The following is a 13661-nucleotide window of genomic DNA, read 5'->3' on the forward strand; positions in this document are numbered from 1 at the left end:
GCCTCTTGATGCTTGGACAGGCGACCGAAGCCTTAGTTTAGGCGAGCATGGAGGCCTTGTAAATCATAGACTTCCAGGTTCTTCAGATAGCGCAGGCCCTCGACGGCCGCGCGCGCGCCCGACATCGTCGTGTAGTACGTGACCTTGTTCGCCTGCGCGCTCATGCGGATCGAGCGCGAATCGGCGATTGCCGAGCGGGTTTCGTCGACGGTCGTGAAAACGAGCGAAATCTCACCGTTCTTGATCATGTCGACAATGTGCGGACGGCCGTCCTTCACCTTGTTCACGACCTTCACCGGCACGCCGGCCGCTTCGATCGCGGCCGCGGTGCCGCGCGTGGCGACGATCGCATAGCCGAGTTCGTGCAGCATGCGCGCGACTTCAACCGCCTTCGGCTTGTCCGAATCCATCACCGTGATGAACACCGTGCCCGACTCCGGCAGGCGCGAGCCCGCCGCGAGCTGCGACTTGAAGAGTGCTTCGCCGAACGTCTTGCCCACGCCCATCACTTCGCCGGTCGAACGCATTTCGGGTCCGAGCACCGGATCGACGGCCGGGAACTTGATGAACGGGAACACCGCTTCCTTCACGCTGAAGTACGGCGGCACGACCTCCTTCGTCACGCCCTGCTCCGCGAGCTTCTGACCGACCATCGCGCGCGCCGCGATCTTCGCGAGCGGCAGGCTGGTCGCCTTCGACACGTACGGCACCGTGCGCGACGCGCGCGGGTTCACTTCCAGCACGTAGATGACGTCCTTCTTCGAGCCGTCGTTCTGCGCAACCTGCTGGATCGCGAACTGCACGTTCATCAGACCGACCACGTTGAGCGCCTTGGCCATCGCGGCGGTTTGACGCTTGAGCTCGGCCACCGTTTCCTGCGAGAGCGAATACGGCGGCAGCGAGCACGCCGAGTCGCCCGAATGCACGCCCGCCTGTTCGATGTGTTCCATCACGCCGCCGATGAACACGTCCGTGCCGTCGGAGATGCAGTCCACGTCGCATTCGATCGCATCGTTCAGGAAGCGGTCGAGCAGCACCGGCGAGTCGTTCGACACCTTCACGGCCTCGCGCATGTAGCGTTCGAGGTCGCGCGGCTCGTGGACGATTTCCATGGCGCGGCCGCCCAGCACGTACGACGGGCGCACGACGAGCGGGTAGCCGATTTCGTCGGCGAGCTTGAGCGCTTCGTCTTCGGCGCGCGCGGTGCGGTTGGGCGGCTGGCGCAGGTTCAGGTCTTGCAGCAGCTTCTGGAAACGCTCGCGGTCTTCGGCCGCGTCGATCATGTCCGGCGACGTGCCGACGATAGGCACGCCGTTGGCTTCGAGGTCGAGCGCGAGCTTCAGCGGCGTCTGGCCGCCGTACTGCACGATCACGCCAACCGGCTTTTCCAGATCGACGACTTCGAGCACGTCTTCGAGCGTGAGCGGCTCGAAGTACAGGCGATCGGACGTGTCGTAGTCGGTCGAAACGGTTTCCGGGTTGCAGTTGACCATGATCGTTTCGTAGCCGTCCTCGCGCATGGCGAGCGCGGCGTGAACGCAGCAGTAGTCGAACTCGATCCCCTGGCCGATCCGGTTCGGGCCGCCGCCCAGCACCATGATCTTCTTGTTCGTGGTCGGATTCGCCTCGCACTCTTCCTCGTAGGTCGAGTACATGTAGGCGGTTTTCGTCGCGAACTCGGCCGCGCACGTGTCCACGCGCTTGTAGACCGGGCGCACGTTCAGTTCGATACGACGCTTGCGCACGTCGGCAGCATTCGCGCCGAGCAGCTTCGCGAGACGGCGATCCGAGAAACCGCTCTGCTTGAGGTAGCGCAGTTCGTCCTTCGAGAGACTTTCGAGCGTGCGGCCCTTTACGGCCTCTTCCTTCCTGACGATCTCTTCGATCTGCGCGAGGAACCACGGATCGATCGCGGTTTCCTCGAAAATTTCTTCGCGCGTCATGCCCACGCGGAACGCGTCGCCCACGAACCAGATGCGGTCCGGACCGGCTTCGCCGATCTCGCGGATGATCTCGTCGCGGCTCGCGGTCTTTTCGTCCAGACCGTCCACGCCCACTTCGAGGCCGCGCAGCGCCTTCTGGAACGACTCCTGGAACGTGCGGCCGATGGCCATCACTTCGCCCACCGACTTCATCTGCGTGGTGAGGCGCGGGTCGGCTTCGCGGAACTTCTCGAACGCGAAGCGCGGAATCTTCGTCACGACGTAGTCGATGGTCGGCTCGAACGAAGCCGGCGTTGCGCCGCCGGTGATTTCGTTCTTGAGTTCGTCGAGCGTGTAGCCCACGGCCAGCTTCGCCGCGACCTTGGCGATCGGGAAGCCCGTAGCCTTCGAAGCCAGCGCCGACGAACGCGACACGCGCGGGTTCATTTCGATCACGATCATGCGGCCCGTTTTCGGGTCGATCGAGAACTGGACGTTCGAGCCGCCCGTATCCACGCCGATCTCGCGCAGCACCGCGAGCGAGGCGTCGCGCAGGATCTGGTATTCCTTGTCGGTGAGCGTTTGCGCCGGCGCGACCGTGATCGAGTCGCCGGTGTGAATGCCCATCGGGTCGAGGTTTTCGATCGAGCAGACGATGATGCAGTTGTCCGCCTTGTCGCGGACCACTTCCATCTCGTACTCCTTCCAGCCGAGCAGCGACTCTTCGATCAGCAGTTCGCGCGTGGGCGAAAGGTCGAGGCCGCGCTTGCAGATTTCCTCGAATTCTTCGCGGTTGTACGCGATGCCGCCGCCCGAGCCGCCGAGCGTGAACGACGGGCGAATCACGACCGGATAGCCGCCCGTGCCGGTGGCTTCGGCGATCTCGCCTTGCACCTTGATGGCTTCTTCCATCGAGTGCGCGACGCCCGACTTCGCCGAGCCGAGGCCGATCTTCGTCATCGCGTCCTTGAACTTCTGGCGGTCTTCGGCCTTGTCGATCGCTTCCGGCGAAGCGCCGATCAGCTCGACGTCGTACTTCTTCAGCACGCCGTGGTGATGCAGATCGAGCGCGCAGTTCAGCGCGGTCTGGCCGCCCATCGTCGGCAGGATCGCGTCCGGGCGCTCCTTCTCGATGATGCGCTCCACCACTTCCCACGTGATCGGCTCGATGTAGGTGACGTCGGCCGTGTTCGGGTCGGTCATGATCGTCGCCGGATTGCTGTTGACGAGGATGACCTTGTAGCCTTCCTCACGCAGCGCCTTGCACGCCTGCGCGCCCGAATAGTCGAACTCGCACGCTTGGCCGATGATGATCGGACCCGCGCCGATGATGAGAATGCTCTTGATGTCTGTCCGCTTGGGCATAACGCTCTCGCTAAATATTCCTGTGTCTTTTACGTCCGGCGGCGGGCTGCTTTTGCCTGCCGCCTGGATGCGCGCGTGGGCCGTTTTCCGAACCGGCTCGCAGCGCAGCCTGCTCTGCTCGTCCCTGCCGCCTTACGCCTTCGCCTTGTCCATCAGCGCCGTGAAGCGGTCGAACAGATAGCCGATGTCGTGCGGACCCGGCGACGCTTCGGGGTGGCCCTGGAAGCAGAACGCGGGCTTGTCGGTCAGCTCGAACCCTTGCAGCGTGCCGTCGAACAGCGAAACGTGCGTGACGCGCGCGTTCGCGGGCAACGTGTCGGCGTCCACGGCAAAACCGTGGTTCTGCGACGTGATGACCACGCGGCCGTCGCCGAGATCCTTCACCGGATGGTTCGCGCCGTGGTGGCCCGTTTTCATCTTCATGGTTTTCGCGCCCACGGCAAGACCCATGATCTGATGGCCAAGGCAGATGCCGAACGTCGGGATGCCGCGCGCGATGAACGCCTGCGTCGCCTTGATCGCGTAGTCGCACGGTTCCGGGTCGCCGGGGCCGTTCGAGAGGAACACGCCGTCGGGGTTCAGCGCGAGCGCGTCTTCAGCCGTCGATTGCGCGGGCAGCACCGTCACTTCGCAGCCGCGCTCGGCCAACATGCGCAAGATGTTCTGCTTCACGCCGTAGTCGAACGCGACGACCTTGTACTTGGGCGCCGATTGCGTGCGATAGCCTTCGCCCAGGCGCCATTCCGTGGTGTTCCACTGATAGGTTTCCTGCGTCGACACGACTTTCGCGAGGTCCATGCCCGCGAGGCCCGGGAACGAGCGCGCGAGTTCGATGGCCTTCGCTTCGTCGTCGGAACCGGCGAGAATCGCGCCGTTCTGTGCGCCCTTGTCGCGCAGGATACGCGTAAGCTTGCGCGTGTCGATGCCGGCGATGGCAACCACGCCTTCGTCCTTCAGATACTGGCCGAGCGTGCGCTCCATGCGGAAATTCGAGGCGAGCACGGGCAGGTCGCGAATGATCAGACCGGCGGCATGGACTTTCGTGGCTTCGACGTCTTCGGCGTTCACACCGACGTTGCCGATATGCGGATACGTGAGGGTCACGATCTGGCGAGCGTAGCTCGGGTCGGTCAGGATTTCCTGATAACCGGTGATGGCCGTATTGAACACGACTTCACCGATCGTATGACCCGGCGCGCCGATCGAGTAGCCACGAAAGACCGTGCCGTCGGCGAGCGCGAGCAGAGCGGGAGAGAATGACGGCAACACGGGAGACTCCTTGGGGGAGCACCCTGTGCCGACCTGTTATCCGACGTTGCGATCTTGCGACCTGGGGCGGCTGCGGCGTCGGCATCGTCGCCGAGGTGACGGGATGCGCGCGCGGCTCGCTCCGGCGCGACTTGTGCGTGCTGTCTGGCTTGCGTTCGAACGAACTCTGCATTCGAACGTTTCAGGCGCCTGGCCACGATCGCGTTGGTGACGCGGTTCGGGCGGCAGCCGGCCAGATCGACGACAAGCGCGGGCGGCGGATGAACGGATGGGGGAAGGTAGGCGCTAGGGTGCGGGTTGATAAGCTCAAACCTTGAAATTATAGCGCGAAAGTCATCCTTCCTTCAAATTCCAAGATAACGCTCCGGCCCGCCGGGCCTGCCCTTTGCAGCGAAGGCTGCGAGCACCGGCACCGCGACCGCCACGAATGTCGCAATGAAAACGCCGTCACCTGGCGGGGTGACGGCGTCAAGAAGAAAAGTGATCGGAGCGAAATCAACGTGCGCTGCCCCCGCAACGCACGAGGTGAGCACCCTTCGTCAGCCGCTATTTGGATTTGTGCTTCTGCGCGTGGGTTTCGGCCTTCGGGCGGCTCGCCGCACCCTTCGACGCCTTGCTGGGCGCAGCGCTGGAAGCCCTGGCCTTGACAGGTTCGGAAACCTTGACCACTTCGGTGCGCGCGCGACCGTGTTTCTTATCGTAGCGCGACTTCGGCCCCGTGTCTGCAATCCGGGTGCCAATTCGCTGCACGCCACCGCCCGAAACGTTCGTTGCCAGACGCTCCGGACCCGGCTCGGCCGGCATGACCTTGTTCACCGCAACGTGCAGCACGAGCACCTGACCCGGCGCGACCGAGTCGCGGCGCGTCTTGTTCCACGCCTGAAGCTGGCCGACCGAAACGCCATAACGGCTCGCGACCATTTCCATGGACTGCTTGCGACGCACGCGGATCAGCATCTTGCGCGTGTCGGGCACGTCCGGCTCCATGGCCAGCACCGCGCTTTCCGCGACGTCGGCGCTGATGTCCTCGTCGTCGTTGTCGTCGGTGCGCGGCACCACGAGCGTCGAGCCCGGCTTCAGGCGCATGCCCGCCGGAATCTTGTTCACCGACATGAGCGTGTCGGCATCCACGCCGATCTTCTCCGCAATCGCGGCGGGCGTCGCGCGCGAATCGGTCGTGTAGACGGTCCACGAGGAAAGCTGGCCCGAATACGACTTCAGATTGCGCTCGAAGGCGCTCGCGTTGTCGAACGGCAGCAGGATTTGCGGATCGGTCGCGCCCAGGATCACGGGCTTCTTGAACGACGGATTGAGCGAGCGGAACTCGTCGGTCGTCATGTTCGCGAGCTTGGCCGCGACATCGACGTCGATGTCGTGCGAGGTGGTGACCGTGACGAAATACGGGTGGTTCGGAATGGACGGCAGCGAGAGCCCGTACTGCTGCGGGTTCATCACGATATTCTTGACGGCCTGGAGCTTCGGCACGTAATTGCGCGTCTCGTTCGGCATGCGCAGGCTCTGGTAATCCGTGGGCAAGCCCGCCGCTTCATTGCGCGCAATGGCGCGCTGCACGTTGCCCTCGCCCCAGTTGTAGGCCGCGAGCGCGAGATACCAGTCGCCGAACATGTCGTGCAGGCGCGAGAGATAGTCGAGCGCGGCGCTGGTGGAAGCCAGCACGTCGCGGCGCTCGTCCTGCCACATGTTCTGCTTGAGATTGTAGGTCTTGCCCGTGCCCGGCACGAACTGCCACATACCCGCGGCCTTCGCGACGGAAAGCGCCTGCGGGTTGTAGGCCGACTCGATGAACGGCAGCAGCGCGAGTTCCGTCGGCATATGGCGCGCCTCGAGCTCCTCGACAATGTGATAGAGATACTTCTGCGAACGCTCGGTCATGCGCGCCACGTAGTCGGGCCGCTGCGCATACCAGTTCGCGTTCATGTCGACGAGATCGCTTTGCAGGTCGGGCATCTGGAAACCGCGGCGAATGCGCGCCCAGAGGTCGGCGTCGGGAGTCGTGAGCTGGTCGACCGAGCCTTGGTCGACGTTGATGGTTTCCTTCGCGGCGGAGGTCTTACGGATGAGGTCGGCGTTGGCCTGGGCGCTCGCCTGTGAAGCGGGAGAAAGGGAACTGGCCGAATTACTCGCGTTCGGTCCCTCGCTCGCGCAAGCGGCAAGCATGAGGACCAGCAGCGCACTGAATATGAATCGCATGAAAATCTACTTCCGCATGGCTGGAATTTGCAGCCGATAGTACGGAACGCGCCCGCTTCCGTCAATCGGAATTATTGGAAAAAAACCCATGCAAATCCGCAGCTTGGCCGCGATTCCATACGATTGGGATGAGCATTCCCCCCTGCGGGGGCGGGTTAACGGAACCGGTTTTTCCACTCGCGCATCAACGTGAAGGCCGCAAGGCGGTCCGGCACCGGCTCGTGCAGCGCTTCGGTGAGCGCCGCCTGAACGGCCGCATCACCGGCACGCAGGAACGGATTGACGGCGCGCTCGTGCGCGATGGTGGTGGGAAGTGTGGGCAAACCTTGCTCGCGCAGCGCGGCGGCGCTGCGGCTCCAGTCGCTCAACGCGGCGTTGCCGGGATCGCAGGCGAGCGCGAAGCGGATGTTCGACAAAGTATATTCGTGCGCGCAATGCACCTGGGTATTGCCCGGCAGCGCCGCCAGCGAGTCGAGCGAGGCCAGCATCTGCGCGGGCGTGCCTTCGAAAAGACGGCCGCAGCCGCAGGCGAACAGCGTGTCGCCGCAAAAGAGATGCGGCGTGCCGTGCGCGTCGGCTTCCTGGAAATACGCGATATGGCCGCGCGTGTGGCCGGGCACGTCCATCACCGTGAAATCGAGTGCGGGCGCTTGCAGGTGTACGGACTGGCCGCCATGCACGCGCGTGACGTACGGGTCGAGCGGGCCGAGCGCCTCGCCGGCCGGGCCGTAGACGGGCACGCGCGCTCCGGCGAGCAGCTCCGCCACGCCGCCGACGTGGTCGTTGTGATGATGGGTGAGTAAAATAGCGCTGAGCCGCCAGCCGCGTTTCGCCAGAAAGGCGCGAACCGGCGCGGCGTCGCCCGGGTCGACGGCCAGCGCATTGCGGCCGTCCGACACGACCCAGATGTAATTGTCTTCAAAAGCCGGAACCGGTACGTATTCGCAGGAAGACGCGTACTCAAGCGGACTCTTCATGGGGCGACGAACTCTTCGACATGTCTGACCGAACGATTATAGACTGGCCCGCCTGGACGGCTTCGCCGGCCGGAAGATATGTGCTCGGCTGGGAACAGGAGCAACTCGACCGCGTGGTCTCGAACGTGTTCGGCTACCACGCGCTTCAGCTCGGCCTGCCGCAGCTCGACGCGCTGCGCGAGAACCGCATGCCGTGCCGCGGCCTAGTGCTCGACGCCGCCAGCGCGGCGAGCAGCCCCTACGTCGTGCCCGGCGCCGCGAATCCCGCGGGTCGCGGCGCCGTGAATGGCACCCTCAACGGCGCGACGAACGGCGCGGCGGGAACGCTCGCGCACGAACGGTTGAACGGCTTCGGCACGGCGACGGCCGCGGCGCTGCACACGCCCGCGAATCGCAGCACGGTCTGGTGCGATCACCTCGACCTGCCGTTCGAGGCCCAAAGCGTCGACCTGATCGTGATGCCGCACACGCTCGAATTCACGAGCGACCCGCACCGGCTGCTGCGCGAAGCCGAGCGCGTGCTGATGCCCGAAGGCCAGTTGCTGATCGTCGGCTTCAACTCGCTCTCGCTGTGGGGCGCGCGGCAGTCGGTCGCGAGGCTCACGGGCCATCCCTTCCTGCCCGCGCGCCAGGACCTGATCGCCTTCACGCGCCTGAAGGACTGGATCAAGCTGCTTGGCTTCGAGCTTGAGCGCGGGCGCTTCGGCTGCTATCGTCCGCCGCTTGCGACGGATCAATGGCTCGGCCGCTACGGTTTCATGGAAGCCGCGGGCGACCGCTGGTGGCCGATTTTCGGCGCCATCTATATGGTTACGGCGATCAAGCGCGTGCGCGGCATGCGCCTCGTCGGGCCGCGCAAGGTCAAGAAAGCAGTGCTGGCGCCAAGCCTGAAGGCCGCCGCCACCACGCCATCTCCCACACGCAACAAGGACTCATGAGCACACCCGATTTCGTCGAAATCTTCACGGACGGCGCCTGCAAGGGCAATCCCGGCCCCGGCGGCTGGGGCGCGCTGCTGCGCTTCGGCGCGCAGGAAAAAGAACTGTTCGGCGGCGAGGCCGGCACGACCAACAACCGCATGGAACTGATGGCGGTGATCGCCGCGCTCGACGCGCTCAAGCGCCCGTGCAAGGTGATCGTGCATACCGACTCGCAGTACGTGCAAAAAGGCATCAGCGAGTGGATTCACGGCTGGAAGAAAAAGAACTGGATGACGGCCGCGAAAACGCCCGTCAAGAACGACGACCTGTGGAAGCGCCTCGACGCCGCCGTCGCACGGCATCAGGTGGAATGGCGCTGGGTGAAAGGCCACGCCGGCCACCCGGAGAACGAACGCGCCGACGCGCTCGCGAACCGCGGCGTCGCCACGCTCGCCGAACTTTGAGCGCGCTTCCTTTAAACCGACACGCCTTACCCGCGAAACCATGCGCCAGATCATTCTCGACACCGAAACCACCGGCCTGAACGCCCGCACGGGCGATCGCATCATCGAAATCGGCTGCGTCGAACTCGTGAACCGCCGGCTGACCGGCAATAACCTGCACTTCTACGTGAACCCGGAACGCGACAGCGACCCCGGCGCGCTCGCGGTGCACGGCCTCACGACCGAATTCCTCTCCGACAAGCCGAAGTTCGCCGAAGTCGCGGACCAGATTCTCGACTTCATCAGCGGCGCGGACATCATCATTCACAACGCGCCGTTCGACATCGGCTTTCTCGATGCGGAACTCGCGCTGCTCGGCAAGCCGGGCTTCAAGGCGCACTGCGGCGAGGTGATCGACACGCTGGTGCAGGCCAAGCAGATTTTTCCCGGCAAGCGCAATTCGCTCGACGCGCTGTGCGACCGCTTCGGCATCAGCAACGCGCACCGCACGCTGCACGGCGCACTGCTCGACTCGGAACTGCTCGCGGAAGTCTATCTGGCGATGACGCGCGGCCAGGAAAGCCTCGTTATCGACATGCTCGGCGAGTCGTCGACGCCGGGCGCCGTGGCCGCGCCGCGCGTGAAGTTCGACACGCTCGAATTGCCGGTGATCTTCGCCAGCGAGGAAGAACTGACGGAGCACGGCGCCGTGCTCGACGGACTCGACAAGGCGATCAAGGGCACGTCGATCTGGCGTACGCAACCGGTCGTGGCAGAAGAAATCGCGGTCAGCGAATAAATTACTTAAAAGGGGCTTTACAAGGTCGAAAAAGCCCGGCATAATTTGAATCTCTCCGGGTGGTTAGCTCAGCGGTAGAGCACTGCCTTCACACGGCAGGGGTCACTGGTTCGATCCCAGTACTACCCACCAGAATTCCTGGTGTTGGTAACGACAAACACCGAAGAATAAAAGGCCTCGTTGCGAAAGCAACGAGGCCTTTTGCTTTGCTCCGCCACTTCTCTGCCGCTATTCGCCACAGCTCGTTCCTACTGCCCTTCTTAGCCCATGATGCGCACGAACGAACACATCGCCGAACGCTTCGTCGGCACGGCGACGACCACGTTCAAGGGCATCGACATCATCGTCAACAACGCCGTTTCCACGTGGGACGGCATGATCCAGAAGACGACAACGAGCAACGGCGTGCGATTACGGACTGCAACATGAGAGCGCCGTTCCCCATCTTGCGCGCGGCCTAACCGCACGTGAAGGCGCTGCGCGCGACCGATGCCGCCGAAGGCCGCGAGGCGTATTGCAAGATCATTAATATCTCTTCGGTGTCGGCGTTCAACGGCAAAGGCCGACGTGATCGGCATGACGCTCGCGCTCACACGCGAGCGCGACTGGGAGCGCATTCAACGTGAACGCGAATGCCGTAGCGCTCGGCTGATCCACACGCGCACGACGTCCACTAGCGCTTGCCGGCTTGACGCCCCCTTCGCCGCCCGGTCTTTTTTGCGCTTCGGCCTAGCCGCCCGCCTGCGCGCCGGAATCGAGCCCGGTATCGAAGCCGATGCCGCGCGCCATGCCCGCCGCCGCGAACACCATCACCACGAGCAGCAGCGTTTGCCACGTGCCGATGCGCGCGTATTTCCGCGCACCGGTGAGATCGGGCACGTCGCCGCGGCGCACGGCGAGCCGCCAGCGCAGCAGCGCCATCATCGGCGCGACTTCCAGCGCGAGGATCAGGACCAGCGCGGCCATTTTCACGTGAAAGAACGGCGCGTGCAGATAGTAGTCGGCGCCCTTCTCGAAGCCGCCGAACGCGCGCATCACCCCTGTCACGATCAAGACGAGCGCCGAAACGCCCCAGCCGTTGTCGGCGCTGAAAATCATGGGCAGCGCCTCGGTCGACGTGCAACGGCGCAAGCCGCGCGTGCGCCGCAGGATGGACGCGAGCGCGAACCCGAAAGCGAGCAGATGGATGGCGGCGATCAACCAGCGTGTGAGCATGGCGGCTCCTTCGATGCGGGCGGCAGGATCGGCAAAGGCGAATTGCCGTTACGGCGTCATGCCGATGATGCTTGAAGTTGCGCGACGCCGATGGTTGCGTGGCCGGAGCCGGCCGTCGGGTTGCCTTAAAGAGGTGGACGGCGCGGCGCGCGGCAACGCCCAGGCCCGGCGCAAGCCGCCGCCGGCATGGCGTTGAAGCGCGAAAAGCGCATGACGACAGACGATGCCCGGTCGCAACGCAAGCCACCGCCGGCCTTGCACAGGCGCAAGGTGCGCGGCCGCCCGCGACGCTCAGGCCTGGCGCAGCGCGGTGTCGAGCGCGCGTGCAGCCGTGCGGTCGTTTTCGCCGCCCAGCCCGACGCGAAACACCGTTTGCCGGTTGTGCCCGGCCGCCGCCGGCGAATCCCACAGCAACTCGATTCCCGGCCGGCGCGAGCGCCCCGACGCGGGCAAAGGCTCGCTGCGCGAGGGCGGCAGCGGCAAGGTGCTGCCGATGGCCGCCGAGACGGCATCGGCTTCGACGGCATTCGCGTGGGCGTTCGTATCGACGTGCGCATCCGGCGACGGTAACAACGCAGGCTGAGGCGCCGACACCTCGCCCAGCGGCGCGCCCGCCAGCCAGCGCACCGACAGTTCGCGCGCATCGTACTGCCCGAGCTTGCGGCTTTCCTGCCAGACGACGGTCGTGCGCGTGGCGGCGTCGATCGAAACGGCGAAGCGGCCGATCGCGAAGCGCCGCGCCGCGATGTTGGTGCGCCAAAGCGCGCGCGGGCGGCAGATCCACACCACCGCCGCATAGAGCGCGGGTGCCGCGACGAGCCAGCCGTTGGCTTCCGCGACGGCCACGACGGCGCGCCGCCAGCCGGCCGCCCAGACGAACATGCCGATCGAGCCGATCGCGAACAGGAACCCGAGCACGCCGAGAAAACGCAGCGCCTGACGCAGCCACTGCGGCAGCGGATGATACGGCCGCTCGACGCGCGCCTTGGCACCGGGCAGCACGATCAGCAGAAACAGGAAAACGAGATTCAGGCACGCGACCGGCGACGACGCCATGCCTTCGAGCGCCGCGAGGAAGTTCATCTGCGCCATCGAATGCAGCCAGCGCGCGAGGATCACGAGACCGATCGCGCGCAGCGCGAATAGCGTCCCGGCACCGGGTACGGTGGCCGTGGGCGTCGGTCGGGTTCTCGCCAAGGTCGTTCTCCAGAATCGCGGTTTTTGCGGCACGGCCATTATAGGGACATTGCGCGCCGGCCTCACGCTCTCTCGATGCGCCCGCGCGCACGACATCCATGTCGGTCCCGAATATGACAGCGCCCCACTGCCAAAGCAGTGGGGCGCTGTAGGAAAAGCGGCAAGCCGGACGCGCCCGAAGCGCAACCGGCATCGGCAACGCTTAGCCGGCGGCGACTTCGCGCAGCACGGTGCGATGCTTCTGACGCAACAGGTCTTCGTACACGGCAACGTAGTTGCGCGCCATCACCTTCGACGAGAAGCGGTCCTCGAACGCCTTGCGCACGGCGGCGCGCGGCAGCGACGACAGGCGCTTGAGCGCCGCCACGGCGCCGATCTCGTCTTCGACCACGAAGCCGGAGACGCCGTTTTCGATGACTTCGGGCACCGAGCCGCGCTTGAACGCGATCACGGGCGTGCCGCAGGCCATCGCTTCGATCATCACGAGACCGAAAGGCTCCGGCCAGTCGATCGGGAACACCAGCGCGTACGCGTTGCCGAGGAACTCGCGCTTTTCGTGCTCGCCGATTTCGCCGATGTACTCGACGTGCGGCAGCGCCATCAGCGGCTTGATGACTTCTTCGTAATAGGCGCGGTCGGCCTTGTCGATCTTGGCGGCGACCTTGAGCTTCATGCCCGCCTGGCCGGCGATGCGGATCGCGCGGTCAAGGCCCTTCTCCGGCGAAACGCGGCCGAGGAAAGCGAGGTAGCCCGGTTCGACGTTCGGGATCGGCGTGAGCACGTCTTCCGGCAGGCCGTGATACACGGTTTGCTGCCAGTTGGCTTGCGCGAGCGGGATGCGCTGGTTGTCCGAAATCGAGACGACCGGCACGTCGCTGAACGCATTGAAGATCGGTTGCAGTTCCGGCAGGTCCAGACGGCCGTGCATCGTCGTGACGAACGGCACCGGCTGACGCTGGAACAGCGAGAACGGGTAATAGTCGATGTGGAAATGCAGCACGTCGAATTCGTCCGCGCGGCGGCACACTTCTTCGAGCAGGAGCATATGCGGCGCCATGACGTCGCGGATCGTCGGGTCGAGGCGCAGCGCCTGCGGCCAGAACGCTTCGAGCTTCGCCGAGGTGACCGAATCGCCGCTCGCGAACAGCGTGACGTCGTGGCCTTGCTCGACCAGCGCTTCGGTCAGGTAGGAGACCACCCGTTCCGTGCCGCCGTACAGCTTGGGAGGAACCGCCTCGTGCAACGGAGCGATTTGAGCGATTCGCATAGTGGTGAACTCCTTCCTCGTAATAAATCGGGCAAAAAACTGCAAATTTGACAATCGCCCCGTGCAGGCCGCGGCT

At 64.8% G+C, this 13661-nt stretch carries 11 protein-coding genes and 1 tRNA gene; 4 read left to right on the forward strand and 8 right to left on the reverse strand.

Annotated elements, in window-relative coordinates; translation table 11 throughout:
• Nucleotides 1-32 precede the first annotated feature (32 nt).
• The 4 genes from carB to gloB all read right to left on the reverse strand — a co-directional run bounded on the left by carB (nucleotide 33) and on the right by gloB (nucleotide 7744).
• Nucleotides 33-3287 carry a carbamoyl-phosphate synthase large subunit gene (gene carB, locus U5805_RS19180; protein ID WP_322105075.1) on the reverse strand — a complete coding sequence of 1085 codons (3255 nt, stop codon included), beginning with the start codon at nucleotides 3285-3287 and terminating at the stop codon, nucleotides 33-35.
• Nucleotides 3288-3419: 132 nt separating this feature from the next.
• A complete protein-coding gene (carA, locus tag U5805_RS19185; RefSeq protein WP_322105076.1) occupies nucleotides 3420-4556 on the reverse strand; it encodes a glutamine-hydrolyzing carbamoyl-phosphate synthase small subunit in 1137 nt (378 codons plus the stop codon).
• Between the two features lie 546 nt (nucleotides 4557-5102).
• Nucleotides 5103-6767 carry a transglycosylase SLT domain-containing protein gene (locus tag U5805_RS19190; RefSeq protein ID WP_322105077.1) on the reverse strand — a complete coding sequence of 555 codons (1665 nt, stop codon included), beginning with the start codon at nucleotides 6765-6767 and terminating at the stop codon, nucleotides 5103-5105.
• Between the two features lie 155 nt (nucleotides 6768-6922).
• The gene (gloB, locus tag U5805_RS19195; protein WP_322105078.1) at nucleotides 6923-7744 is read right to left on the reverse strand and encodes a hydroxyacylglutathione hydrolase; all 822 of its coding nucleotides are present in this window, start codon (nucleotides 7742-7744) and stop codon (nucleotides 6923-6925) included.
• 20 nt (nucleotides 7745-7764) lie between these two features.
• On the opposite strand from gloB, the gene U5805_RS19200 reads away from it, so the two are divergent.
• The 4 genes from U5805_RS19200 (at nucleotide 7765) to U5805_RS19215 (ending at nucleotide 10038) form a co-directional block, all read left to right on the forward strand.
• Nucleotides 7765-8682, forward strand: a complete 918-nt coding sequence (locus U5805_RS19200) for a class I SAM-dependent methyltransferase (protein ID WP_322105079.1) — start codon at nucleotides 7765-7767, stop codon at nucleotides 8680-8682.
• Nucleotides 8679-9128, forward strand: a complete 450-nt coding sequence (gene rnhA, locus U5805_RS19205; RefSeq protein ID WP_322105080.1) for a ribonuclease HI — start codon at nucleotides 8679-8681, stop codon at nucleotides 9126-9128. The genes U5805_RS19200 and rnhA overlap by 4 nt, the downstream gene beginning before the upstream one ends.
• Before the next feature lie 40 nt (nucleotides 9129-9168).
• Nucleotides 9169-9906 (forward strand): DNA polymerase III subunit epsilon, encoded by a 738-nt coding sequence (dnaQ, locus tag U5805_RS19210; RefSeq protein WP_322105081.1) that lies wholly within the window; start codon nucleotides 9169-9171, stop codon nucleotides 9904-9906.
• Nucleotides 9907-9963: 57 nt separating this feature from the next.
• Nucleotides 9964-10038: transfer RNA gene (locus tag U5805_RS19215), tRNA-Val, on the forward strand.
• Nucleotides 10039-10166: 128 nt separating this feature from the next.
• Here U5805_RS19215 and U5805_RS19220 read toward each other — a convergent pair.
• The 4 genes from U5805_RS19220 to U5805_RS19235 all read right to left on the reverse strand — a co-directional run bounded on the left by U5805_RS19220 (nucleotide 10167) and on the right by U5805_RS19235 (nucleotide 13585).
• A complete protein-coding gene (locus U5805_RS19220; RefSeq protein ID WP_322105082.1) occupies nucleotides 10167-10484 on the reverse strand; it encodes a hypothetical protein in 318 nt (105 codons plus the stop codon).
• A 151-nt stretch (nucleotides 10485-10635) separates the two neighbouring features.
• Complete coding sequence (locus U5805_RS19225) at nucleotides 10636-11121, reverse strand: DUF2214 family protein (RefSeq protein WP_322105083.1); 486 nt, start codon at nucleotides 11119-11121, stop codon at nucleotides 10636-10638.
• Nucleotides 11122-11412: 291 nt separating this feature from the next.
• Nucleotides 11413-12318, reverse strand: coding sequence for a hypothetical protein (locus U5805_RS19230; protein WP_322105084.1), 906 nt, complete (start codon nucleotides 12316-12318; stop codon nucleotides 11413-11415).
• Nucleotides 12319-12520: 202 nt separating this feature from the next.
• Nucleotides 12521-13585, reverse strand: coding sequence for a glycosyltransferase family 4 protein (locus tag U5805_RS19235; protein WP_322105085.1), 1065 nt, complete (start codon nucleotides 13583-13585; stop codon nucleotides 12521-12523).
• Between the last annotated feature and the right edge of the window lie 76 nt (nucleotides 13586-13661).

This window comes from Paraburkholderia sp. J41, from assembly GCF_905220235.1.
Lineage (GTDB): Bacteria > Pseudomonadota > Gammaproteobacteria > Burkholderiales > Burkholderiaceae > Paraburkholderia.

Coding starts and splice junctions, on each gene's coding strand:
- carB (WP_322105075.1), bottom strand. CDS start 3,287: ATGCCCAAGCGGACAGACATCAAGAGCATTCTCATCATCGGCGCGGGT.
- U5805_RS19190 (WP_322105077.1), bottom strand. CDS start 6,767: ATGCGATTCATATTCAGTGCGCTGCTGGTCCTCATGCTTGCCGCTTGC.
- gloB (WP_322105078.1), bottom strand. CDS start 7,744: ATGAAGAGTCCGCTTGAGTACGCGTCTTCCTGCGAATACGTACCGGTT.
- U5805_RS19200 (WP_322105079.1), top strand. CDS start 7,765: ATGTCTGACCGAACGATTATAGACTGGCCCGCCTGGACGGCTTCGCCG.
- rnhA (WP_322105080.1), top strand. CDS start 8,679: ATGAGCACACCCGATTTCGTCGAAATCTTCACGGACGGCGCCTGCAAG.
- dnaQ (WP_322105081.1), top strand. CDS start 9,169: ATGCGCCAGATCATTCTCGACACCGAAACCACCGGCCTGAACGCCCGC.
- U5805_RS19220 (WP_322105082.1), bottom strand. CDS start 10,484: ATGCCGATCACGTCGGCCTTTGCCGTTGAACGCCGACACCGAAGAGAT.
- U5805_RS19225 (WP_322105083.1), bottom strand. CDS start 11,121: ATGCTCACACGCTGGTTGATCGCCGCCATCCATCTGCTCGCTTTCGGG.
- U5805_RS19235 (WP_322105085.1), bottom strand. CDS start 13,585: ATGCGAATCGCTCAAATCGCTCCGTTGCACGAGGCGGTTCCTCCCAAG.